This window comes from Vitreimonas flagellata, assembly GCF_004634425.1.
GTDB classification, from domain to species: Bacteria; Pseudomonadota; Alphaproteobacteria; order Caulobacterales; family Aquidulcibacteraceae; genus Vitreimonas; species Vitreimonas flagellata.
In genome coordinates, this window is the sequence record NZ_SBJL01000001.1 from 401,805 (window position 1) to 424,290 (window position 22,486).

21 protein-coding genes are annotated in these 22,486 nt (G+C 62.3%); 15 read left to right on the forward strand and 6 right to left on the reverse strand.

The features are described 5' to 3' along the window. Positions 1–23 precede the first annotated feature (23 nt). Positions 24–953 (forward strand): hydrogen peroxide-inducible genes activator, encoded by a 930-nt coding sequence (locus tag EPJ54_RS02025; RefSeq protein ID WP_239590722.1) that lies wholly within the window; start codon positions 24–26, stop codon positions 951–953. Here EPJ54_RS02025 and EPJ54_RS02030 read toward each other — a convergent pair. Further along, on the reverse strand, positions 950–1,288 hold the full coding sequence (locus EPJ54_RS02030; protein WP_135210000.1) for a DUF1475 family protein: 339 nt from the start codon (positions 1,286–1,288) through the stop codon (positions 950–952). The genes EPJ54_RS02025 and EPJ54_RS02030 overlap by 4 nt on opposite strands. Positions 1,289–1,361: 73 nt before the next feature. Then, complete coding sequence (locus tag EPJ54_RS02035; RefSeq protein WP_239590723.1) at positions 1,362–3,380, reverse strand: prolyl oligopeptidase family serine peptidase; 2,019 nt, start codon at positions 3,378–3,380, stop codon at positions 1,362–1,364. A 225-nt stretch (positions 3,381–3,605) separates the two neighbouring features. On the opposite strand from EPJ54_RS02035, the gene dapF reads away from it, so the two are divergent. From dapF to EPJ54_RS02065, 6 genes are all read left to right on the forward strand, one after another. After that, positions 3,606–4,421 (forward strand): diaminopimelate epimerase, encoded by an 816-nt coding sequence (dapF, locus tag EPJ54_RS02040; RefSeq protein WP_135210002.1) that lies wholly within the window; start codon positions 3,606–3,608, stop codon positions 4,419–4,421. Next, positions 4,418–4,840 carry a hypothetical protein gene (locus tag EPJ54_RS02045; protein ID WP_135210003.1) on the forward strand — a complete coding sequence of 141 codons (423 nt, stop codon included), beginning with the start codon at positions 4,418–4,420 and terminating at the stop codon, positions 4,838–4,840. Before dapF ends, EPJ54_RS02045 begins: the two co-directional genes overlap by 4 nt. 2 nt (positions 4,841–4,842) lie before the next feature. Beyond that, complete coding sequence (locus EPJ54_RS02050; protein ID WP_135210004.1) at positions 4,843–5,640, forward strand: VOC family protein; 798 nt, start codon at positions 4,843–4,845, stop codon at positions 5,638–5,640. 81 nt (positions 5,641–5,721) lie between these two features. Next, entirely contained in the window at positions 5,722–6,699 is a 978-nt protein-coding gene (locus tag EPJ54_RS02055) for a hypothetical protein (protein WP_135210005.1), read from the forward strand. Next, positions 6,699–7,706 (forward strand): hypothetical protein, encoded by a 1,008-nt coding sequence (locus EPJ54_RS02060; RefSeq protein ID WP_135210006.1) that lies wholly within the window; start codon positions 6,699–6,701, stop codon positions 7,704–7,706. The genes EPJ54_RS02055 and EPJ54_RS02060 overlap by 1 nt, the downstream gene beginning before the upstream one ends. Positions 7,707–7,729: 23 nt before the next feature. Further along, positions 7,730–8,677 (forward strand): hypothetical protein, encoded by a 948-nt coding sequence (locus tag EPJ54_RS02065; protein WP_135210007.1) that lies wholly within the window; start codon positions 7,730–7,732, stop codon positions 8,675–8,677. Here the strand turns inward: EPJ54_RS02065 and uvrA are convergent. Both uvrA and ygiD read right to left on the reverse strand, forming a co-directional pair. After that, complete coding sequence (uvrA, locus tag EPJ54_RS02070; protein ID WP_135210008.1) at positions 8,674–11,652, reverse strand: excinuclease ABC subunit UvrA; 2,979 nt, start codon at positions 11,650–11,652, stop codon at positions 8,674–8,676. The two genes, EPJ54_RS02065 and uvrA, sit on opposite strands and share 4 nt — an antisense overlap. Beyond that, positions 11,649–12,425, reverse strand: a complete 777-nt coding sequence (ygiD, locus tag EPJ54_RS02075) for a 4,5-DOPA-extradiol-dioxygenase (protein ID WP_135210009.1) — start codon at positions 12,423–12,425, stop codon at positions 11,649–11,651. Before ygiD ends, uvrA begins: the two co-directional genes overlap by 4 nt. A 289-nt stretch (positions 12,426–12,714) precedes the next feature. On the opposite strand from ygiD, the gene ssb reads away from it, so the two are divergent. The 3 genes from ssb to EPJ54_RS02090 all read left to right on the forward strand — a co-directional run bounded on the left by ssb (position 12,715) and on the right by EPJ54_RS02090 (position 15,122). Further along, a complete protein-coding gene (gene ssb, locus EPJ54_RS02080) occupies positions 12,715–13,197 on the forward strand; it encodes a single-stranded DNA-binding protein (RefSeq protein ID WP_135210010.1) in 483 nt (160 codons plus the stop codon). Between the two features lie 289 nt (positions 13,198–13,486). Beyond that, a complete protein-coding gene (locus EPJ54_RS02085) occupies positions 13,487–13,966 on the forward strand; it encodes a hypothetical protein (RefSeq protein WP_135210011.1) in 480 nt (159 codons plus the stop codon). Positions 13,967–14,120: 154 nt separating this feature from the next. Further along, positions 14,121–15,122: an LLM class flavin-dependent oxidoreductase gene (locus tag EPJ54_RS02090; protein ID WP_135210012.1), complete on the forward strand. Its 1,002-nt coding sequence runs from the start codon at positions 14,121–14,123 to the stop codon at positions 15,120–15,122. Here the strand turns inward: EPJ54_RS02090 and EPJ54_RS02095 are convergent. Continuing rightward, on the reverse strand, positions 15,119–16,120 hold the full coding sequence (locus EPJ54_RS02095; RefSeq protein WP_135210013.1) for a Kelch repeat-containing protein: 1,002 nt from the start codon (positions 16,118–16,120) through the stop codon (positions 15,119–15,121). The two genes, EPJ54_RS02090 and EPJ54_RS02095, sit on opposite strands and share 4 nt — an antisense overlap. Before the next feature lie 97 nt (positions 16,121–16,217). On the opposite strand from EPJ54_RS02095, the gene EPJ54_RS02100 reads away from it, so the two are divergent. Beyond that, a complete protein-coding gene (locus EPJ54_RS02100; protein WP_135210014.1) occupies positions 16,218–17,111 on the forward strand; it encodes a DMT family transporter in 894 nt (297 codons plus the stop codon). On the opposite strand, the gene EPJ54_RS02105 is transcribed toward EPJ54_RS02100, so the two are convergent. Further along, entirely contained in the window at positions 17,095–17,679 is a 585-nt protein-coding gene (locus tag EPJ54_RS02105) for a superoxide dismutase family protein (protein WP_135210015.1), read from the reverse strand. The genes EPJ54_RS02100 and EPJ54_RS02105 overlap by 17 nt on opposite strands. A gap of 117 nt (positions 17,680–17,796) precedes the next feature. On the opposite strand from EPJ54_RS02105, the gene gyrA reads away from it, so the two are divergent. From gyrA to EPJ54_RS02125, 4 genes are read left to right on the forward strand one after another with little or no spacing between them, the layout of a single operon-like run. Continuing rightward, positions 17,797–20,529, forward strand: a complete 2,733-nt coding sequence (gene gyrA, locus EPJ54_RS02110) for a DNA gyrase subunit A (protein WP_135210016.1) — start codon at positions 17,797–17,799, stop codon at positions 20,527–20,529. Continuing rightward, positions 20,526–21,029 (forward strand): pantetheine-phosphate adenylyltransferase, encoded by a 504-nt coding sequence (gene coaD, locus EPJ54_RS02115; RefSeq protein ID WP_135210017.1) that lies wholly within the window; start codon positions 20,526–20,528, stop codon positions 21,027–21,029. The genes gyrA and coaD overlap by 4 nt, the downstream gene beginning before the upstream one ends. Further along, positions 21,029–21,922 (forward strand): peptidylprolyl isomerase, encoded by an 894-nt coding sequence (locus EPJ54_RS02120; protein ID WP_135210018.1) that lies wholly within the window; start codon positions 21,029–21,031, stop codon positions 21,920–21,922. The genes coaD and EPJ54_RS02120 overlap by 1 nt, the downstream gene beginning before the upstream one ends. Beyond that, positions 21,895–22,356: a peptidylprolyl isomerase gene (locus EPJ54_RS02125; RefSeq protein ID WP_239590724.1), complete on the forward strand. Its 462-nt coding sequence runs from the start codon at positions 21,895–21,897 to the stop codon at positions 22,354–22,356. The genes EPJ54_RS02120 and EPJ54_RS02125 overlap by 28 nt, the downstream gene beginning before the upstream one ends. Positions 22,357–22,486: the final 130 nt, after the last annotated feature.

Sequence of the window (22,486 nt, forward strand, 5' to 3'; positions counted from 1 at the left end):
GAAAAGAGCTATAGAAAGCGCCTATGGAAGATCTCCGCATTCCCGCCTCGTCGATGCCGACCCTGCGCCAGCTTCAATTCCTGCTCGCGATCCGGGCGGAGGGGAGCTTCGTCGCGGCGGCCGATGCTGTCGGCGTGACGCAACCCACGCTCTCGGCCGGGATCAAGGAATTGGAGGGCGCACTCGGCGCCATTCTGGTCGAGCGCGGCCGGGCAGGTGCGGTGCTGACGCCCGCAGGAGAAGAGGCGGCCGATCGCGCGGCGCGGGCTTTGGCCGAGGTCGAGGAATTGGTGCGCGCGGTGCACACGGCGGGCGAGCCCTTCTCCGGACCCTTCCGACTTGGCGCGATCCCAACCATCGCGCCGTTCTTGCTGCCGCGCGTGATGCCGATTTTGAAAAAGCGCTTTCCAAAGCTGCGGCTGCAAATGCGCGAAGACCTAACTGCGCGGTTGGTTGATGCCTTGCGCGCGCGCACGCTCGATGCAGCCGTGATTGCGTTGCCCTATGTGGCCCATGGCATCGCTACAGCGCCGGTCGCTGAAGATGAGTTTTTGCTCGTCTGCCACGAATCTCATCCGCTCGCGGATCGCAACGATCTGGCGCCGGAGCATTTAAAGAGCGAAGACGTGCTCCTGCTCGAGGACGGCCATTGCCTCCGCGAGCATGCGCTCTCGGCGTGTCGCCTTGCGCCGCAACGGCGCTCGAGCGAAGTGGGCGCAACGAGTTTGCATACGCTGGTGCAAATGGTCTCCGGCGGCATGGGCGTGACGCTGCTGCCCAAGATCGCGGCTGAAGGCGGTGTCGCGGCTGGCGCGCACGTTGCAGTGCGTCCGTTCTCTGAGCCGCTGGTTGGGCGCTCTATCGGCGTGGCGTGGCGCGAAGGCGGCCAGCGCGAAGAAGAGGCGCGCATGCTCGCGGACGTGCTGCGCAAAGATCTGTTCGCGCGCGCTTAAGAGGTCGGCCAATCCGGCTTGGAGAGTTGCTTAGCCAGATGCGGCAAGCGGATCACGAGCCAAACGGCCGCCCACGCATTGCCGAGAATGAAGATCGGCGCCGCCCAAAGCGCTGCCACCACCCATGAGCGCTCGGTCAAAAACACGATGATGGCGAAGAAGGTGAAGCCGATGATGAGATCGGCCAAAGTCGCCACGCCCCACGGCATCGTCGTCAGCACATTGAGCTGATCGAAGAAGGTGCCGTGCAGATCAGGCGCCGCGAACGCCGCCCATAGAATGAGGGCGACCATAGCAAGGCCCAGAATTGCGACGGCGGCGCGTAGGACGTTCATTCGTGCTCTTCTCCTTTGAGCCCTGTTTGACTGGAAGCACGGCGCCGTCAAGCGCCGCGCCCAGGTCTCAAGCTCAATCCATCAAACGCTGCATCAGATAGGTGTATTCCAGCGCCCGACGCCGCGCGGCCTCGTTCAAATTCGCGGCCGCGGCATGTCCGCCATCGATGTTCTCGTAATAGAGAACCGGCATGCCGAGCTCCAACATGCGCGCCACGTATTTGCGCGCATGCCCCGGATGCACGCGGTCGTCCTTGGTGGAGGTCACCACGAAGGGGATCGGGAAATCATCGCGGGCGCGGAGGTTTTGATAAGGCGTGATCGTTTCGAGGAAGGCGCGCTCTTCCGGATTGGAGGGCGAGCCATATTCATCGACCCACGAGGCGCCAGCCAACAATTGGTCGTAGCGCAGCATGTCGAGCAGCGGCACTTGCACGACGGCGGCGTTGATCATCTCCGGGTGCTGATTGAGCATCACGCCCATCAGCAGACCGCCATTCGAGCCGCCCATAATGCCGAGGCGGCGCGGGCTGGTGATGCGGCGCTCCACCAGATCGCGTTCGACCGCGTAGAAATCGTCATAGATCACTTGGCGGTTGGTGCGCAGACCTGCTTGGTGCCAGGCGGGGCCGAACTCGCCGCCGCCGCGAATGTTGGCGATCACGTAGACGCCGCCGCGATCAAGCCAAAGCTTGCCGATGTTCGGCGAATAGCCGGGCGTCATCGAAACTTGGAAGCCGCCATAGGCGTAAAGCAAAGTTGGGTTTTCGCCGTTGAACGGCATGTCGCGACGATGCAGCACGAAATAGGGCACGCGTGTGCCGTCGGCGCTCACAGCTTCGAACTGCTCCGTCACATAGGGCGAGGCGTCGAATTGCGCCGGCAATGAACGAATGGCGCGTGCGCTCGTCGCGTTTTGCTCAAGTGCGTAGAGCGTGTCCGGCGTCAGGAAATCCTCGAACACGGCGAATGCTGCGCTATCGGTCGGTGAGGAACCTGCCATCGTCACGGAGCCGTTTTCCGGCAAAGCGATCGTGGTCGTGGTCCAATTGGCGCCGTTGCGCGCGATGCGCAGCAAACGGCCGCGGACGTTCTCATAGCCGGCGACGATGATCGCGTCGCGCGTGATCGAAACGCCTTCGATGGATTGACGCGCATTCGGTGCAAAAAGCACCGTGACGGTGGGATTTTCGCTGCCGCTTTCGTTTGCAGGATAAGCAATCAGCGCGCCCTGCGGATGGCCGCGCCATGCCTCTTGCAACGTCGCGATCAGATAGCCTTGATAGAGCCCCTGGATCGACGACTTGGCGGGCAAATTGATGCGCTCCGGCGCAGCGGTGTCGAGCCGCCAATTTTCAGATTCAAAGAAGGTGTTGGCTTCGATCGCGATCGGAATGCGACGGCCATCCGTGTCCTGATAGACGCCCGCGAACAGCCCGACATCACTCGCTTGACCGCGGATCACTTCGGTTGCGCTTGTAAGCGGCGTGCCGCGCGTCCACCGCTTCAGTACGAACGGATAGCCGCTCTCCGTCATCGTGGACATGCCGTTCTCTGGGCCCCAATCGGTGGCGACGAGCAGTGTGTTCTGATCAAGCCACGCCACACCGGACTTTGCTTCCGGGACAACAAAACCATTCGCGACGAAGCTGCGCGTGGCGAGATCGTATTCGCGATAGGTCGAAGCATCCTTGCCGCCGTCCGAAAGCGAGACGAGGCAGCGCGTTGTGCCCTCCAAGCAATCGATGCCTTTGAACACCCAGTTCGCATTCTCGGCCGCCGCGATCGCATCGATGTCGAGCACGGTTTCCCAAACCGGATTGCCGCTGGCGAATTGTGCGATTGGCGTGCGGCGATAAATACCCCGCACGTGCGTCTCGTCCTGCCAGAAATTATAATAAAAGCCCTCAAAGATGCCGCCGGTCGGCAGGCGGTCGCGGCTGTTGGCCAATGCAAGCGCGTCGGCATGCAGGGGCGCAAAGCGCGGATCGCTTTCCAGCTGCGCCAGCGAGCGCTCATTCTGTTCGCGCACCCAAGCCAGGGCGCGGTCGCCTTCGACCTCTTCGAGCCAAAGGTGGGTGTCTTCATTCATCAATTGAGAACCTGTGGTCGTTGGAGTGATGGCGCAGGACGCCAGAGTGAGGGCGGCGAGTCCGACTGCGGCGAGAGCGGCTAGGCGCATGTAAGGTTGTCCCCGGAGAATGGTGCCGCAACCAAGCAGATCAGCGCCCCGGGCGCCAAGGGCGGTTCGTCGCAAGCCATTCGCCCCGGCGGGGAGGCGTAGCGCGAAACCGCAAAGCGCCCTACATTCAGGGCGATGCGCTATTTTAAGATGAACGGCTGCGGCAACGATTTCGTCATCATCGACGCCCGTTCGCGCGGCGCGTTGCCGTTGAGCCATGCCCAAGCCCGCGCCATCGCGGATCGCGACCAAGGTGTCGGCTGTGACCAGGTCATCGCGCTCGAGCGCTCGATCCGTGGCGACGCCTTTATGCGCATCTGGAACGCCGATGGCGGCGAGGTCGATGCCTGCGGCAACGCCACACGCTGCGTCGCCTGGCTCTTGATGGAAGAGGGTGGCGCAGCCTCGCGCCGAATCGAAACGCCAGCCGGCATGCTCTACGCCGAGCGCGCAGGCGAACGCGTCATCACCGTCGACATGGGCTCGCCGTTGTTGCGTTGGGAGGAAATCCCGCTGGCGCGCGCGATGCCGACTGATCGTATGGATTTTGCGGTGGAAGGTTTCGAGGCGCCGGGCGCCGTGAACATGGGCAATCCGCATGTCGTCTTCTTCGTCGATGACGTATCGACCGTGCCGATCGAAACGCTCGGGCCCCGCATCGAACACGATCCATTGTTCCCCAAACAGGTGAATGTCGGCTTCGCCGAAGTGCGCTCGCCCACGCAAATCCGCTTGCGCGTGTGGGAGCGCGGCACGGGTCTCACCAAGGCTTGCGGCACTGGCGCGTGCGCGGCGGTGGTGGCGGCGCATCGCCAAGGACGCACGGAACGCAAAGTCGAAGTCCTCGTGGACGGCGGTTCACTTGAGATTGAATGGCGGGCAGGCGATGACCGGGTATTGATGACGGGGCCAGTCGAGCTGGAAGCCACGGGGGAGCTGCCTGCCGCATGAGACGCGCGCTTATCGTCTGCCTGTTGGTTTCCGCCTGCGCCACGACGCAAGCGCCGGCCTCCGAGCGTGTCGCCGGGTGCTGGATCAATCGCACCAGTCTCGAAGCGACCACGATGCGCTGGATGCCCGATCGCAATCGGCCGGGCGCATTGGTCGGGGATAGATTGCATTATCGCGCCAGCGGCGATCCGCTGCGGTCGCGTTACTCGCTTGAACCGAGCGGCGCCGGCGTTGCGCTGTGTGAACTCGATGACGCCAACACCGCAACGCGCTGCTGGCAAGTGGCGCAAGGCGAGAGCGGTTCACTCGACGGCGGCCGCGCCTTCATCGACGCGTACAGTGATCGCCTGCGCATCAGCGTCGTCGGCGACGGCGCCGAGCGCACCATCTTCCAAGGCCGCCGCGACGGCTGCGACTGAACATGATCATCGGCTTCGACCACGTCGTCATCGCCGTGCATGATTTGGAAGCTGGCGCGGCTCAGTATGAAACATTGCTCGGCCGGCTGGTGGTGGATCGCCATTCCCACGACGGCATCGACGTCGCCCGCATCAGCTTGGACAATATCGCGGTTGAACTCATCGCACCGGGTGACGGCCCCAGCGCGGATCGCGTGCGTGCTGCGCTGGAAGATGGCGAAGGGCTGAAGAGCCTCGTCTTCGCCGCGCGCGATTTGCCAAGCCTGCATCGCCGCGCTGAACGGGTTGACCTCGCGCCGGAGGCGATCGCCGAACGTGGCGCTTATTCAGTGTTCCGCTTTGCCATGCAGCGCACACATGGTCTGCGTTTGATGGCGCTCGCACGCGAGACGCCTTCGGAAAATTCTCCGGGATCAACGCACGGCGTACTTGGCCTCGATCATATTGTCGTCCGCACGCCGGATGCGGAGCGCGCCGCCGCGCTTTATGGCGCGCGTCTTGGTCTCGACATGCGCCTCGATCGCGAGGTGGCGAACCGCCGTCTCATGTTCTTCCGCTGTGGCGATGCGATCGTTGAGGTGCTGCACGATCCTGCCATCGACAATGGCCGCGATTGCTTCTGGGGACTGTCCTGGCGCGTCGCCAACGCCGATGAAACACGCGCGCGCCTAGCGCACGCGGGTCTAGACGTCTGCGACGTCCGCACCGGCCTTAAGCCCGGCACACGCGTTTTCACCGTGCGCAACGGCACATGCGGCGTCCCCACGCTCATGATCGAACCAAGCACAAAGCCCGATTGAGGCCGCTTGTCGTCAATCCGTGATTGAACTGGCCGTCGGGGGCGGGCATGTTTTCGCCCTGTGCATCAGCAGGGGGATGACATGGCCGAACCGCTCAACGCGACCTTCTTCGCTTTCCGGAAACGCGAGCAGGGTGGCGTATTGGTGCGCGCCTCGATCGCCTTCGCAATCGTTGGTGCGCTGCTGATCGCGGCGTTTGCGGCGTTGGCTTGGGGCAGCGTCGGCCCCGTGCTCAATTGGTATGCACAGATCATCACAGCGTCGGCCACCAATGACACGGGCGCGATCGAAGCTGCCGGCTTTCCGACCGAAATTTTTCAATTCTTCGGTCTGATGATCCTTTGGCTCTTTCCCTTCTACATCCTCTGCGCCGCATACGAAGCGGCGTGCCTGCGCTGGATGATCCACGGGGAGACACAAGGCTTCATGGGCCTCTCGCTCGGCGCGCCGACCTGGCGCGTGTGGAGCTGCTATTGGATGTGGTTCTTGCTCAACATGGCGCTCTCGACCGTGATGGGCGTCCTCTCGGCGTTCGTGACGGGCGCCATGGTGATCGGCTCAGGCGATCCGATGGCCACGTTCGGCGCGATGATGCTGATCAATGTACTCCAATATGTGGTCATGGCGTATTTCGCGATCCGCTTCGCGCCAGGTGCGGCCACCACGATCGCGCGCCGCAAATTCTCGTTCTTTGAAGCATGGACGGTCACGAAGGGGCGTTTCTTCGCGCTGCTGGGCGCCTTCGTGTTGCTCTGGTTCATCTACATGCTGTTCAGCGGCGCGTTGACAGTGGCGTGGATTGCGCTGGTGATGAGCAGCACGCCGATTGATTTCGCCGCGCTCTCAGATCCCGCGCGCGCCGAAACGGCGATCCTCGAATTTTTCCAAGCTTATATACAAACGCTGACGCAACCCCAATCGTGGGCCGTCATCGGCGTGCTCTGGTTCGTAGGCACGATCGGCGCGCTCGTGTTCTATGTGGCCGGCTACGGCGTGAACGCGCGTGCAGCCGTCGCTGCGCTGGAAGAGGGCAAAATCCAGCCAGCGCCGACGACCTAATGGCCGAGCCGCTCAAGGCCACTTTCTTCACCCTGCAGCATCGCGACCGCGCGGTGCTGCTGCCGGCGACGCTCGTATTGCTCGTTGGTCTTGTTGTAATGATCGGCGCGTTTGCGGCGATCAATTGGGGTATGATCTCGCGCATGTTCGCGCTGCTGCAGCAATTTCCGGGTGGACCGGAGGTGCTGACAGAGGCGGACGGCATGGCGATGTTTCAGGGCATGATGCTGATGTTTCTCAGCATGATCTTGCTCCTGTTTCCCATGTATCTGCTCATCGCAGCGTATGAAGCGGCGTGCTTGCGCTGGATGATCCGCGGCGAGGTGAAGGGCTTTGCCGGCTTCGCGCTCGATCACGACACGTGGCGCGTCTATGGTGTCTATTGGTGCTGGTACATCCTCCAATTCTTGGTCTCGTTCGCCGCGAGCATCATCATGATGCCGGTCATCTTCATGACTATGCCGGGTTTGGTGACCGGAGACGGCGCGATTGACCATGAACAGATGTGGCGCTGGCAACTGAGTGTGCAATTGCCGCTCTCGCTTGTCCAATACATTCCGCTGCTCTTCTTCGGCGTACGCTTTGCCCCGTCCGCGGCGGTGTCTATCGCACGCCGGCGCTTCTCTTTCCTGGAAGCTTGGCCTGTTACGCGTGGTCGCTTTTGGGCGTTGCTGGGATCATTTGCGCTGCTCATGCTGATCAATGGCGCGGCGATGGCCCTCGTGATGGGCGCCGCTTACTGGGTGCTGTTTTCGGCGATGCTGACGCAATGGTTCGCGGACGGTTGGCCCATGAGCGGCGGCTTTCCGGATGTCACCGACCAGCAGATTGCACAACTCATGCAGCAAGTATTCCGGCCGCAGACTTTTATGGTTTTAGGCGCGCTGTACGCCGCACTGCTGTTGATCACGCTCGTGTACACGCTTCTGAGCTACGGCGTGAACGCGCGTGCCGCGCTGGTCGCGCTCGAAGAAGGTAAGATCGAGCAATTGCCGCCGACGGACTAGGCCCGTCGTGTGAGGGGAAATCGATGACTGAGAAACTGAACGCCACTTTCTACGCGTTCCACAAGCGCGAGAAATCCGGCGTGCTGCTACGCGCATCAGCGGCGTTCGGCGTGCTCGCGATCGCGCTTACCTGTGCGTTCTTTGGCGCGCTCTACGCGCTGACGGGCGGCGCGCTCTTTGGTCTGACCAGCGCCGACCCCGCCGCCGCCAACAACGCAATCACGCGCGGCAATCTTGGCGGCATCATGCTCGCGTACATGCTCTTCCTCGTGGCCATGTTCATTCTGATCGCAGCTTATGAGGCGGCCTGCTTGCGCTGGCTGGTGCGCGGCCAAGAGGGCGGCGGCGTATGCGGCCTCATCCTCGGCGCCGATACCTGGCGGGTTTACGCGATCTATTGGGTCTGGCTGGTCGTTGCGACCGTGTTGACGGTGCTGTTTGCGGTCACCATCGCTGTTTTGAGCAGCGTTTGGGCGTCCGTACCCAACGCGCCCTGGCTTGCGATGCTCACGCCGTTGCTTGCCGTGATTGTGCCGCTTTACGTCAGCGTACGCCTGGCGCCGGCCGCGGCGACCGCCGTCGCGAAGAGGCGCTTTGCCTTTTTCGACGCTTGGAAAGTTTCGCGCGATCGCTTTTGGCCGCTACTCGGCGCGTTCGCGCTGCTCTGGCTCATCTATGTTTTGCTGGTCATGATTGTGAACGCGATGTGGCTCGGTGCGACCTCGGTGAACCTCGTCATGGATGTTGCGCTCGGCGGCGTCAACGACACGGACGAGTTGCCGGGCGCCATCAATCAAGCCGTTCGGGATTCGCTGAGCTCGCCAACCGGCGTGGCGACCTACGTCGCCGTGCAGGTCGTCACCTGGGTGATCGCGATCTGGCTCTATCTAGCGCTCTTCGGCGTCAACGCGCGCGTCGCGTCGATCGCGCTCGAAGATGGACGCATCACGCCAGAAACGGCCTCGACCTAAGCCGAGGCGCGTTTCTTCAGTGCTTTCTTCGCGGTCTTGGGCGCCGGCGCTTCTGCGGCTGCGACCTTGCGCTTCGGCGCTTTGCGCGCGTTCTGTTTGTCCAGCGTTTCGGCGAGGTAGCGGCCGGTCCAGCTTTCCTGGACCTTGGCGACGTCTTCCGGCGTGCCTTGCGCGACGAGTCTGCCGCCGCCATCGCCGCCTTCCGGGCCAAGATCGAGAATCCAGTCGGCGGTTTTGATGACATCGAGATTGTGCTCGATCACCAGCACCGAATTGCCGTTGTCGACCAGCTCGTGCAGCACTTCGAGCAGCTTCTTGGTGTCTTCGAAGTGCAGACCCGTCGTCGGCTCATCGAGAATGTAGAGCGTGCGGCCCGTGGCGCGCTTGCTCAACTCCTTGGACAGCTTCACACGCTGCGCTTCGCCGCCTGACAATGTTGTCGCCTGTTGGCCGATATGCACATAGCCGAGGCCAACGCGCTTCAGCGTCTCCAACTTGTCGCGAATGCTCGGCACAGCGGTGAAGAGATTAGCGCCTTCATCGACGGTCATGTCGAGCACGTCGGAGATCGATTTGCCCTTGTAGAGAATTTCCAACGTCTCGCGATTGTAGCGTTTGCCCTTGCACGTATCGCACGTGACATAGACGTCCGGCAGGAAGTGCATCTCGATCTTGATGACGCCGTCGCCTTGGCACGCTTCGCAGCGGCCGCCTTTGACGTTGAACGAGAAGCGGCCCGGCCCGTAGCCGCGCGCTTTGGATTCCGGCAGGCCGGCGTACCAATCGCGGATCGGCGTGAACGCGCCGGTGTAGGTCGCCGGATTGGAGCGCGGCGTGCGACCAATCGGTGATTGGTCGATGTCGATGATCTTATCGATGTGTTCGAGGCCTTGGATCGTATCGTGTTCAGCCGGCACATCGCCCGCGCCGTGCCATTGGCGCGCGACCGATTTATAAAGCGTCTCGATCACAAGCGTGGATTTGCCGCCGCCGCTGACGCCGGTCACGCAGGTGAAGACGCCAAGCGGAATGTCGGCGTCGACGTTTTGCAGATTGTTGCCGCGCGCACCCTTGATGCTGATCTTGCGCTTCTTGTCGGTCCAACGCCGCTTTTCCGGAATCGCGATCTCGCGCGCACCCGTGAGGTATGCGCCGGTGATCGAATTCTTGTTCTTTTGAATTTGTTCGGGCGTGCCCTCGGCGATGATCGTGCCGCCGTGAATGCCGGCGGCTGGTCCCATGTCTATGACGTGATCGGCGGTGAGGATGGCCTCTTCATCGTGCTCGACGACGAGCACCGAATTGCCCAGATCGCGGAGTCTGCGCAGCGTATCGAGCAGGCGCGTGTTGTCGCGCTGGTGCAGGCCGATCGACGGTTCGTCCAACACGTAAAGCACGCCCGTCAGGCCAGAACCGATCTGTGAGGCCAAGCGAATGCGCTGACTCTCCCCACCGCTCAGTGTCCCCGATGCGCGGCCTAGCGAAAGATAATCGAGGCCCACATCCACGAGGAAGCGCAGGCGATCGTTGATCTCCTTCAGAATCCGAACCGCAATTTCCTTTTGCTTCGGCGTCAGCTGGTCGTTCAGTGCGCCGAACCAATCGCGCGCCTGGCGGATCGAGAAATTGGACGAATCCGAGATATCGAGCATCGCGACTTTCACCGCGAGCGCTTCAGGCTTTAGACGCTTGCCGTGGCAAGTCGGGCAGGGCGCCTCCGATTGGTAGCGCTCCAGATCTTCGCGCACCCAAGTCGAATCCGTTTCCTTCCAGCGCCGCTCCAAATTCGGCAGCACGCCTTCGAAATTCTTCGTCGTCTCGTAGCGGCGCACGCCGTCGTCATAGACGAACTTAATCGGCTCTTTGGTGCCTTTGAGGATCGCGTCCTTCAACGCTTGCGGCAGTTCACGCCAAGCGGTGCCGCTCTTGGCCTTGAAGTGCTTGGCCAGCGCTTCGAGCGTTTGCGCGTACAGCGGCGAGGGACCCTTGGCCCACGGCGCCACCGCGCCATCCTTCAATGACTTGTCGTGATCAGGGATCACCAGATCAGCGTCGAACTTGAGCTGCACGCCCAAGCCGTCGCAAGCCGGGCAGGCGCCCGCCGGATTGTTGAACGAGAAAAGTCGCGGTTCGATTTCGGGAATGGTGAAGCCGGAAACGGGGCAGGCGAATTTTTGGCTGAAGATCAGCCGCTCGGGCTGCGCGGTCTTGTTCTTCAGCGTCGCTTTGCCGGTCGCGTCTTCGTTCTTGCTGACGACTTCTGCAAAGGCGATGCCTTCAGCGAGCTTCAACGCTTGTTCTAGAGAATCCGCCAAGCGGGTTTCAATGCCTGCTTTGACGGCGATCCGATCTACGACGATATCGATGTCGTGCTTGAACTTCCTGTCGAGCGTCGGCGGTTCGCTCAATTCGTAGAACTCGCCATCGATCTTGGCGCGCTGGTAGCCCTTCTTCAAGTACTCAGCCATTTCCTTTTTGTATTCGCCTTTGCGGTCACGCACGACTGGCGCCAGCAAATACAAACGCGTGCCTTCCGGCAGCGCCATGATCCGATCGACCATCTCGCTGACTTGCATCGCCGCGATCGGTTGCCCAGTCGCTGGCGAATACGGAATGCCCACGCGCGCCCAAAGCAGACGCATATAATCGTAAATCTCGGTGACGGTGCCGACGGTCGAACGCGGATTGCGCGAGGTGGTCTTCTGCTCAATCGAGATCGCAGGCGATAAGCCTTCGATCGAATCCACGTCCGGTTTCTGCATCAGCTCCAAGAACTGACGCGCATAGGCCGACAGCGATTCCACGTAGCGCCGCTGGCCTTCGGCATAGATCGTATCGAACGCCAGTGAGGATTTACCGCTGCCGCTCAAGCCCGTGATCACCACCAGCTCGTTGCGCGGAATATCGACGTTCACGCCCTTGAGATTGTGCTCGCGCGCGCCGCGGACGCGGATGTGTGTCAGTGCGTCTCTCATGCCGCGAGACCGTAGCCGAACGCTGTCATCGAAATTCCAGGCTGATAATGTTGATTGAACACCGTCGCGCGTTCGCCATCGTTACGCGCACCGAGCGCGTAGAACACTGGGAAGAAGTGCTCCCAATCCGGTGCGGCTTCGGACGCATCGGGGCGCGTTGCATATTTTAGCACGGCGGCATCTTCCCCAAGCTCCGCAGCGTTCGTCACGAAGTCGTCGAAGCTACGCACCCAAGGCAGCAGCTCACGCGTGCGGAAGAACGCGGGCAGATTATGTACGATATTGCCGAGCGCGAGGATCAGCACATTCGCGTCGCGCAGCGGCGCCAGCGCCTTCGCGATCGCATAATGCTGTTCCGGCCCGCGCCGAACATCGAGGCTGACTTGCACGACCGGCACATCGGCGCGCGGATACATGTGCACGAGAACGCTCCAAGCGCCGTGGTCCAAACCCCAGCTATCGTCGAGCTCTGCGCCAAAAGGTGTCAGCAGCCTGACAATTTCCCCAGCCAAGGCCGGATCGCCCGGCGCGGGGTATTGGACGTCGAACAGCGCCTGCGGAAAGCCGCGGCCGAAATCGTGGATTGTCTTGGGCTGGGCGTTCGACATGACGCGCACGCCCTCGGTCACCCAATGCGCCGAGATCGCCACGATTGCGCGTGGGCGCGGAAAGCTCGCAGCGACCTCCGCCCAACCGCGCGAGGAGGGCGTATCTTCGATCGCGTTCATCGGCGAGCCGTGGCCGACAAAGAGGGCGGGCGCTTTGGTGCTCATGGGTCTTTCTTGGGGGCCGCCAGCGAGCCCGGCGGACACCATATTTAGTAGTCAGAGTCGCCGAAGCATCAAGAACAAAGATGGAACGACAGTGGCGGCTACACCGGTGTGCCTGGTTTGGTGGCGGCCTCATTTCGGCGCCGGCCAATTCGCTCCACTGGTTCGGACAGTTAACAACCCTTTACCAATCACGCGAGTCGGCGTATAGAACATAGAGAGAACATTTGTCTGGATGCGCCCGACGGATGCCCTCACCATCGAGTAATGCGAAGGAAACAGGAGGTCGGCGATGGCTGGCAGCGTCAACAAAGTGATTTTGGTCGGTAATCTGGGCAAGGACCCCGAAATCCGCCGTCTCAACAACGGCGATCCGGTTGTGAACCTCTCGATCGCGACGTCGGAGACGTGGCGCGACAAACAGAGCGGCGAGCGCAAGGAAAAGACCGAGTGGCACCGCGTTGTGATCTTCAACGAGAACATCGCCAAGGTCGCGGAGCAATATCTGAAGAAGGGCTCGACGGTTTACATCGAAGGCTCGCTGCAGACGCGCAAGTACGAGCAAAACGGCGTTGAGAAATACACGACCGAGATCGTGCTGCAGAAATATCGCGGCGAGCTGACCATGCTCGGCGGCAAGGGCGATGGCGGCGGTCGTACCTATGATGATGACGGCGGCGGCTCGTCCTTCAGCAGCAAAGCCGGCGCCAAGCGCGTCAGCGACGGCCCCCGCGAAAGCTTCAACCAGGATCTGGACGACGAAATCCCATTCTAATTCTCCGCGCTCAGATGGGCGAGGTCGAACGATCGACGGCGCTATAGCAAAAGCGATAGCGCCGTTTTTCGTTGTCGGACCGCCGGCTTCCAGCCGACCCGCGCCAAATTGCGAGGATAGAGCACCCCTCTATCCCACACTTCGGACCGCCGGCTTCCAGCCGGCTTCTTTGTTTGACCATACAAGCCCTGTTGAAAGCCCTGGGTTTTCAACCATGCCGGCTGGAAGCCGGCGGTCCGAACGGCAAAATCTATCCGACCCACATCAAACCACGCGCAAACTCCTGCGCATGCAACACATCGCCCCCGCCACCTTGACCAAGGAAGAGCTAGAGCGCCAACAGCGCTCGCTCTTCCTGTGGCTGGTGTGGGCGGTGTTGCTCGTGCTGCGCCTGGGTACAAACGCGCATCGCTCCAAGAGCCTCGAACGCATCATCAGCAAATGTGAACGCTTCGTCCACGCGCATCTCATCTGCGTGGCGCTCTCGCGCCTGCGCTTCAACGCGCGTGCGCCGCTCAATGTCGCGCAGGGTGTGCGCGTTCACAAAGCCCATCCGCGCCTGCTGGCGCGCAGCTTCCGCAAGCGCAATGCGAGCTTCTACGGGTGCATTCTGCATGCGCTGCATATGTTCAATCATGCCGAGCGCTACATCGCGCGGCTGACGCGCAAACTCCGCGGCGCGCCCGTGCACCTCGTATTGGCGACACCGACGATGGTCGCACTGCGCAGCGCCGAACCACGCGCGATCGCCTGCGCGGATTCTTCCTAAGCTTCGGACCGCCGGCTTCCAGCCGGCCTGTACGATCTCAACCGTGTGAAGCCCAGCTTCACGCGGCCAAAAGTGCTGCGCGCCGCCAAAATTTCACACATGCAGACAACCGCAGCGCGTTGGCGACATCGCCGCAAGCGCCCATATTCGTTCTATGATCCCATATTCCGTTCTCGACCTGGCGCCTATCGTAGAGGGCGCGGACGTTGCACAGGCTCTGCGCAATAGTCGTGAGCTGGCGCAGGCGGCGGAGCGGTTTGGCTACAAGCGCTTTTGGCTCGCCGAACACCACAACATGCCGGGCATCGCGAGTGCTGCGACCGCGCTGACGATTCAGAACGCGGCCGCCGCGACGCGCACGATCCGTGTCGGCGCCGGCGGCATCATGCTGCCGAACCACGCGCCGCTCATTATTGCCGAACAATTCGGCACGCTCGAAGCGCTTTTCCCTGGCCGCATCGATCTGGGTCTGGGCCGGGCGCCGGGCGGCGATCAGATCACGGCGCGCGCGCTGCGCCGTACGCTCGTCGGCGGCGAAGACCGTTTCCCGCAGGACGTGCTCGAACTGCAAGCGCTGCTCGGCCCGAGTGAACTCGGCCAAGCACTGCGCGCGGTGCCTGGTGAAAACTCCAATGTACCACTTTGGATTCTCGGATCGTCCACGTTCGGCGCGCAACTTGCGGCGATGCTTGGCCTGCCGTTCGCGTTCGCCTCGCATTTCGCGCCGGCGCAGATGATGGAAGCGATTGCGATCTATCGCGCGCGCTTCAAGCCATCGGGCGATTTGAAGGAGCCGTATGTCATGCTCGGCTTCAACATCTTCGCCGCGCCAACGGACGATGAGGGCCGCTTGCTTTCGACGTCGCTCATGCAGGCGTTCGCGAGTTTGCGCCGTGGCGAGCCGAAAAAGCTACAGCCGCCCGATCCTGAGTTCGAAAGCAATCTGAGTGTGCCGGAACGCGCCGCGCTCGAATCCGTGCTCGCATGCTCAGCGATCGGCTCGCCGCGCACGGTGAAGCGGAGCATCGAAGCCTTCATTCGCCGTACCGGCGCCGACGAACTCATCCTCGCCTCGCACATCTACGACCACAGCGCCCGCATTCGCGCGTACGAGATCGCGGCGCAGGTTCGGGACGAATTGGCGGCGGAAGCTTAGGGCGCTAGCACATCGACATTGGCGAGGGTGCCGTCGGAGCTGACATTGCGTGCGCCGCCAAGCATATAGATCGCGCTATCGACGGTGACGAAGCCGTGGCCGTGGCGCGGGGTCGGCATCACGAAGGCTTGCGTCCACGCGCCATTCGCATCGTATTTCCAAAGATTTTCGCCCACAGACGGCGGATTGAAAATCTCGCCGCCGCCCACGAATATTTCGCCGCCAAGCTCTGCTGCTGCAAGACCGCCGCGCGGCTCTGGGTAGGGCGCGCCGACGCTCCAGCTGTCTGTCTCCGGATTGTAGATGTCATGCGCCGGCGATTGGCCGCCGATGACGTTGCGACCGGAGATCACATGGATCGCGCCGTTGCGAAACACGCCGGCGGCCGAGTTGCGCGGTGTGGGCAAGGGGGCGGCGCGTCGCCATGTGCTGGCGCCTGCCTCGAGCACAAAATGATCGCCTACATCGTCGTGATCCTGCCAATTGGCATTGTCGCTGCCCTTCGGCGAGCGACCGCCGATCAAATGAATGCGGCCGTTCTCGGCGACCGGCACAGCTTCCCCGATCGGTTTCGGCAAACTTGGTGCAGGGACCCAACGATCCTCCTCCAGCTTCAACACACGCGACGTGCAGATCCATCGGGTGCGTGACTCTCCGCCAATAAAACCGCCAATCGCGTAAAGTTCGCTGTTCAAGCACGCGAGATGCACGTGATGCGACGGCGTTGGCAACGTGGGGCCGTCGCGCCACGCGCCGGTTTCCGGATTGAGAATGAGGACGCGCTCGGTCGCACCGCGAGCGACGGGAGAAAGGCCGCCCGCGATCCAAATCTCGCCTCGATAGAGCGCAGGATAAATCTCCTGCACCGCGTAAGGCGCAGGCACAGCGAGACGCCATGTCGGCGTCGGCGGCGGGGCCGCTTGTGGGTCTTCCTGGCACGCGGTGAGAAAAACCGGTGACGCCGCGAGGGAGACGGCGAACGCGCGTCGGCTGATCATGACCCGCTATGTAGGCCCTCTCGGCAAAAGAGTCTGCGTTGATTGTCGCTAAAATCCTGCGCTTGCGCGTGGCGCGTGACCGGCGTAGCGAGCGCCTGTGACCACGCCCTCGCGCGCCTTCGCGCCGCTCGATTTCCTGCAATTGATCTCAATCGCGCTCATTTGGGGTGTGAATAACATCCTTGCGAAGATCGCGATCGACGCCTTGCCGCCGATGATGATGGCAGGGCTGCGCTTTTCGATCGTGCTTATCTTGCTGGCGGTGTGGCTGAAGCCGCCGCCGAAGGGGCAATGGCGGCTCTTCTTCGCCATGCTCGCCTTCATCGGCCCGCTTCACTTTGCGATTCAATCGATTGGTCTGAAATTGGCGACGGAAATGCCGCCTATGATCGTGGCCATGCAGCTCTGGGCGCCCGCGTCGGTCATGTTCGCGGCGCTGTTGCTGGGGGAACGCGTCAGTCCGCTACGGTGGGCCGGCGTTCTGGTCGCCTTTGTCGGCGCGGCGTCCATGACATTCGACCCGATGGTGTTCGCGCAGGGATGGGCGTTGGCGCTCGTCGCCCTGGCGTCCGCCTTTTATGGGCTGGGAACTGTGTTGGTGCGCAAGTTGGGCGGCGGGCTCGATCCGTGGGCGACCCAGGCGTGGATCGCTTTAGTCGCCGCGCCCACGCTCTTACTGGGTTCCGCTACATTCGAACGCGGCCATGTCGAAGCCGCACAAGTCGCGCACTGGAGCGTCTGGGCGTTCATCGCCTTTGGCGCGATCGTGTCGTCGATTGTGGCCAATGCGTTCATGTTCAAGCTGGTGCAGAAATACGAGGTTTCGCGCACCACGCCGTATCTGTTGCTTACGCCTGTGATTTCATTCGGTTTGGCCGTGCTCATCCTGCACGACACGATCACATGGCGCATCCTCGCCGGCGCAACTCTCACCATGAGCGGCGTTGCCTTGGTGGCGTTGGCGGAACGACGCTTTAAGGCAGTCGCGTAAGCGCAGCACACGCGATGCGCGCCCCAGCGCCGCCGATGGGCTGGCTGTTCTGATCGTCCGCCGCAGCGTGGATCATGAGCGCTGTGCCGTCGCCATCGAGCAGGGGCTCGCGGGCCACGTTGCGCGCCGTGGCGGGGATGCGCTCTGCGCCAAGTACCGTATAGGCCGAGAAGAACTCAGCGGCGAACGGCCCTGCCGGCGGGGCGAAAAGGTTGGGCAGATCGCCGGCTTCGGGGCCGTGCGGGTTCATCAGCCCGTGCTGGACCCGATCGCCCATGCCCAGATGGCCGCCCGACGCTTGGAAGCCGACGGCAAAATCCGAGCAATCGCCGCGTGTGTGCAGATGCAGGCCATGCCAGCCCGGCGGCAGCGCGCCGTTGGAAAACTCTAATCTAATCAACACGCCGGTGGGTGCATTCGTGAAGGTGGCCTGGCCGATCGCGCGGCCGTCCTGCGCAACGATCCAGGCATTGCGCGGGGGAACGGGTGGGGCGTCGTTATTGCCGCCGCCAAAGCTGGCGCAAGCGCCGAGAAGGACTGCGAGAGCGAGAGCGGCGATGGGGCGCATAAGGCTGTCCTTGGTTTGCGGCGGGCGGTTCACGATGTTAGTTTGCGACGGATTCGAGAACAGGCTTCTCGGATTATTTTCCGTTGTTTTCCCTAGTCCAGAATAGACCGGCGATCCGTGTCAGACACGTCCGATCCCGCCGATACCGGCGGTCCATCCCTTCCCAAAGGCGTCTCTCTCATCACCATCGAGGATGAGCTGAAGCGGAGCTATCTCGATTACGCGATGAGCGTGATCGTGTCGCGTGCGCTGCCTGACGCGCGCGACGGCTTGAAGCCGGTGCACCGACGCATCCTCTACGCGATGGATGAGACCGGCAACACGCATGAGAAGCCGTATCGCAAGAGCGCAAAATCCGTCGGCGAAGTGATGGGTAATTACCACCCGCACGGCGACCAGGCGATCTATCTGACGCTTGTGCGTTTGGCGCAGGATTTCTCGATGGGCCTGACGCTCATCGACGGCCAAGGCAATTTTGGTTCGATCGACGGCGATATGCCAGCTTCGATGCGTTACACTGAAGCGCGGCTCGCGAAATCCGCGCGCGCACTGTTGGACGACATCGACGAAGGCACGGTCGATTTCCAGGACAATTACGACGGCTCGGTGCAGGAGCCGACGGTTCTGCCGGCGCGTTTCCCAAACTTGCTCGTCAATGGCGGCGGCGGCATCGCGGTCGGCATGGCGACGAACATTCCGCCGCACAATTTGTCCGAAGTAATCGATGCGACCGTTGCGCTGATCGACAATCCGAACATCGCCGATCTCGATCTGCTCGACATCGTGCCTGGCCCGGATTTCCCGACGGGTGGTGAAATTCTTGGCCGCGCCGGCGCACGTATGGCGTTGATGACAGGCCGCGGCTCTGTCGCGATCCGCGCCAAGCACCACACGGAAACGATCCGCGGCCGCGAAGCGCTCGTGTTCACCGAGATTCCGTATCAGGTGAACAAGGCCGAGATGGTCGACAAGATCGGCGAGCAGGTACGCGAAAAGCGCATCGAAGGCATCGCCGAAATTCGCGATGAATCGAACCGCCTCGGCGTGCGCTTGGTCGTCGAACTGAAGCGCGACGCAGTGCCCGATGTCGTGTTGAATCAGCTCTATCGCTATTCGTCGCTACAGACCTCATTCGGCGTGAACATGCTGGCGCTGAACCAGGGCAAACCCGAGCAGATGGGGCTGCGGAAGATTCTTGAAATCTTCCTGTCCTTCCGCGAACAGGTCGTCACGCGCCGCACCAAGTTCCGCTTGGCCAAAGCGCGCAAACGCGGCCACGAAACCGTGGGCTTGGCGATCGCGGTCGCCAACATTGATGAAGTGATCAGGCTCATCCGTGAGAGCCCCGATCCGGGCGTGGCGCGTGAGCGCTTGATTGCGCGCGATTGGCCGGCTGGCGATATGATGCCGCTGATCGCGCTCATCGCCGACCCGCGCACCGTGATCAGCGAGGGCGACAATGTTCGCCTTTCCGACGAGCAAGCGCGCGCGATCCTGGCGCTCACGCTCTCGCGTCTGACCGGTCTTGGCCGCGATGACATCGCAAAGGCGGCGAATGAGATCGCCGAAGAAATCAAGGAACTCCTTTCCATCCTCGGCTCACGCGATCGCATCCTTGAGATCATTCGTGGCGAGCTGATAGAGGTGAAGGAAGCCTTCGGCGTGCCGCGTCGCACGGCCTTCTCGGAAGCGGACGGCGACATCGACGACGAAGCTTTGATCCCGCGTGAAGAGATGGTGATCACCGTCACGCACGGCGGCTACGTGAAGCGCACACCGTTGGCGGCGTACCGCACGCAGCGTCGCGGCGGCAAAGGCCGCGCCGGCATGCAGATGAAGGATGAGGATTTCGTCACGCGCGTGTTCGTGGCCTCCACGCACGCGCCGATCCTGTTCTTCTCGTCCTCGGGCATGGTCTACAAGATCAAGGCGTGGCGCATTCCTTCGGGCGATCCGCGCACCAAGGGCCGCGCGCTGGTCAACCTCTTGCCGCTCGGCCAGGGCGAAACCATCACGTCCGTTATGGCGCTGCCGGAGGACGAACGCGCGTGGGATAAGCTCGACGTGATGTTCGCCACCCGCTCGGGCGGCGTGCGTCGTAACAAGCTGAGCGACTTCACGCAGGTGAACCGCAACGGCAAGATCGCGATGAAGCCCGATGAGGGCGACGGCATTATCGGCGTGCAAATCTGCACCGAAGATGATGACGTGCTTCTCACGACAGCCAACGCCATGTGCGTGCGCTTCCGCACCACCGACGTGCGTGTGTTCAAGGGCCGCGACTCAACGGGCGTGCGCGGCGTCGATCTGAAGGACGGCGACCACGTGATTGGTATGGCCGTGCTGCGCCACGTCGACGTCACGACTGAAGAGGTGGGCGCTTACTTCAAGTGGGACGCACAAGCGCGCGGTGATGTCGAAGTGAGCGCGGACGACGAAGCGCCGGCTGCAAGCGCCGACGCCAACGTGCCGTTCGAGCGTCTGGCTTGGCTGAAGACGCAGGAGCAATTCATCCTGACCGTCACCTCGAACGGTCTGGGCAAGCGCGCCTCGGCCTACGAGTACCGGGTCACCAATCGCGGCGGCAAAGGCCTCATCGCACACCGCATCACGGGAGACTCGAACCTGGTCGCCTCCTTCCCGGTGAAAGACGAGGAAGAATTGCTGCTCGTCACCGATAAGGGCCAGCTCATCCGCACCGGCATCGACCAGATCCGGATTGCCGGACGGGCGACACAGGGCGTCATCCTGATTAATGTCAGCGATGACGAGCACGTCGTGGCGGCCGAGCGCTTGGAAGCGCTGGGCGGCGACACGGGCGAGGCGGCGGCCGAGGAGGGCGGTGAGTGACGAAGAAGGTCCGCGTAGGGCTCTATCCGGGCACGTTTGATCCCGTGACCAACGGGCATGTGGATATCATCACCCGTGGGGCCAATCTCGTGGACCGCCTCGTCATTGGCGTCGCCATCAACAAGGACAAGGGCCCGCTCTTCACGCTGGAGGAGCGCGTAGCGATGGTCGAGGAGCAGACGGCCAAGATCAAAGGCGCTGCCGAGATCGTCGTTCAACCTTTCGACACATTGTTGATGAAGTTCGCCGAGAGCGTAGGGGCGCAAATCATCGTCCGGGGACTTAGAGCGGTCGCCGACTTCGAGTACGAATTCGCTATGGTTGGGATGAACCAAAAGCTCAACCCGGCCATCGAAACGGTATTTCTTATGGCTGACCCGACCCACCAGGCGGTGGCGTCGCGGCTGGTGAAAGAAATCGCGCGACTGCAAGGAAGCGTCGCGCACTTCGTGCCTCAAGAAGTAGAAGGACGACTGAAGGCCAAGTTCGGGGTGTCTTGATGCTGCGCGTAAGAGGAATTTTGGCCGGGGCCCTGCTGGCGCTGGGCTTGGTCGGTGGATTTGATGTGGCTGCGGCGCAGACGCCGGACCCGCGCAATTGGCGCCAAGTCGATCTGGAGAACACGCTCTACATCGATACGGTCCATGGCCGCATCGTTGTGGAGCTCTATCCCGAAGTGGCGCCGCGCCATGTGGAGCGGATCAAGGCGCTGACCCGCGCCGGCTTCTATGACGGCATTCTCTTCCACCGCGTCATCGATGATTTCATGGCCCAGACCGGCGATCCGCTCGGCACGGGCGAAGGCGCGTCGAGCCTGCCGGATCTGCGTCCGGAATTCATGTTCCGTCGCGGGCCGGACATGCCGTTCGTGCAGGCCGCCGAGCAAAGCCGCGCACGCTTGGGTTTCTACAAGGCGCTGCCGATCGAAAGCCAACCGGATGCGCAAATGGCGGTGACGGCCGATGGTCGCGTCTCGGCCAATGCGCTCCATTGCCAGGGCGTCGTCTCGATGGCGCGCGCAGAAGCGGAGAATTCGGCCAACAGCCAATTCTTCATCATGCGCCAGCCGAACACGGCGCTCGACAAACGCTACACGATCTTCGGCCGTGTGGTCTGGGGTATGGACGCGGTGATGCGCATCGCTGTCGGCAACCCGCCGCCGAACCCCGATCGCATGCTGGCCGTGCGTATCGCCGCCGATGTGCCGGAGAGCGAGCGCGCCCCTATCTTTGTGCTGCGCACCGATGGTCCGCAATTCCGCGACCTGATCGAAGAAACCCGCCGCGATCGCCGCGCCGATTTCTCGGTCTGTGACGTTCAAATCCCGACGCGCGTGCCGCGCGACGGCCAACGAGAGAGAAGCTGGTGGTCGATAATTCCTTTCATACCCTGACGCTCGAGCTCGATACGGGCACGGTGAAAATCAAGCTGCGCCCGGATTTGGCGCCGAACCACGTTCAGCGCATCGGCGAGCTGGCGAACGAGGGGTATTACAACAACGTCCCGTTCCACCGCGTGATTCCGGGCTTCATGGCCCAGGGCGGTGACGGCAAGAATTTCAATGGCACGGGCGGCTCGTCGAAGCCGAACCTGAAGCAGGAATTCAACGCCGAGCCGCACGTGCGCGGCGTCTGCTCGATGGCGCGCACGAATGATCCAAACTCGGCCAACAGCCAGTTCTTCATCTGCTTCGACGACGCACGCTTCCTCGACCGCCAATACACGGTCTGGGGCGTGGTCGAAGAAGGCATGGAAGCCGTCGACGCCCTGCCGAAAGGCGAGCCGCCGAAGGCGCCCGGCAAGATCATCAGCGCGCGGGCGGAGTGAGTCTTCATCCTCCCCCGCATGCGGGGGAGGTGGCGAGCGACGCGAGCCGGTGGGGGCAAGTCCAACGGCCGTCACGCCATCCCCCCTCAATCATCGCGCTTTGCGCGCTGACAACTCCCCCGTGAACGGG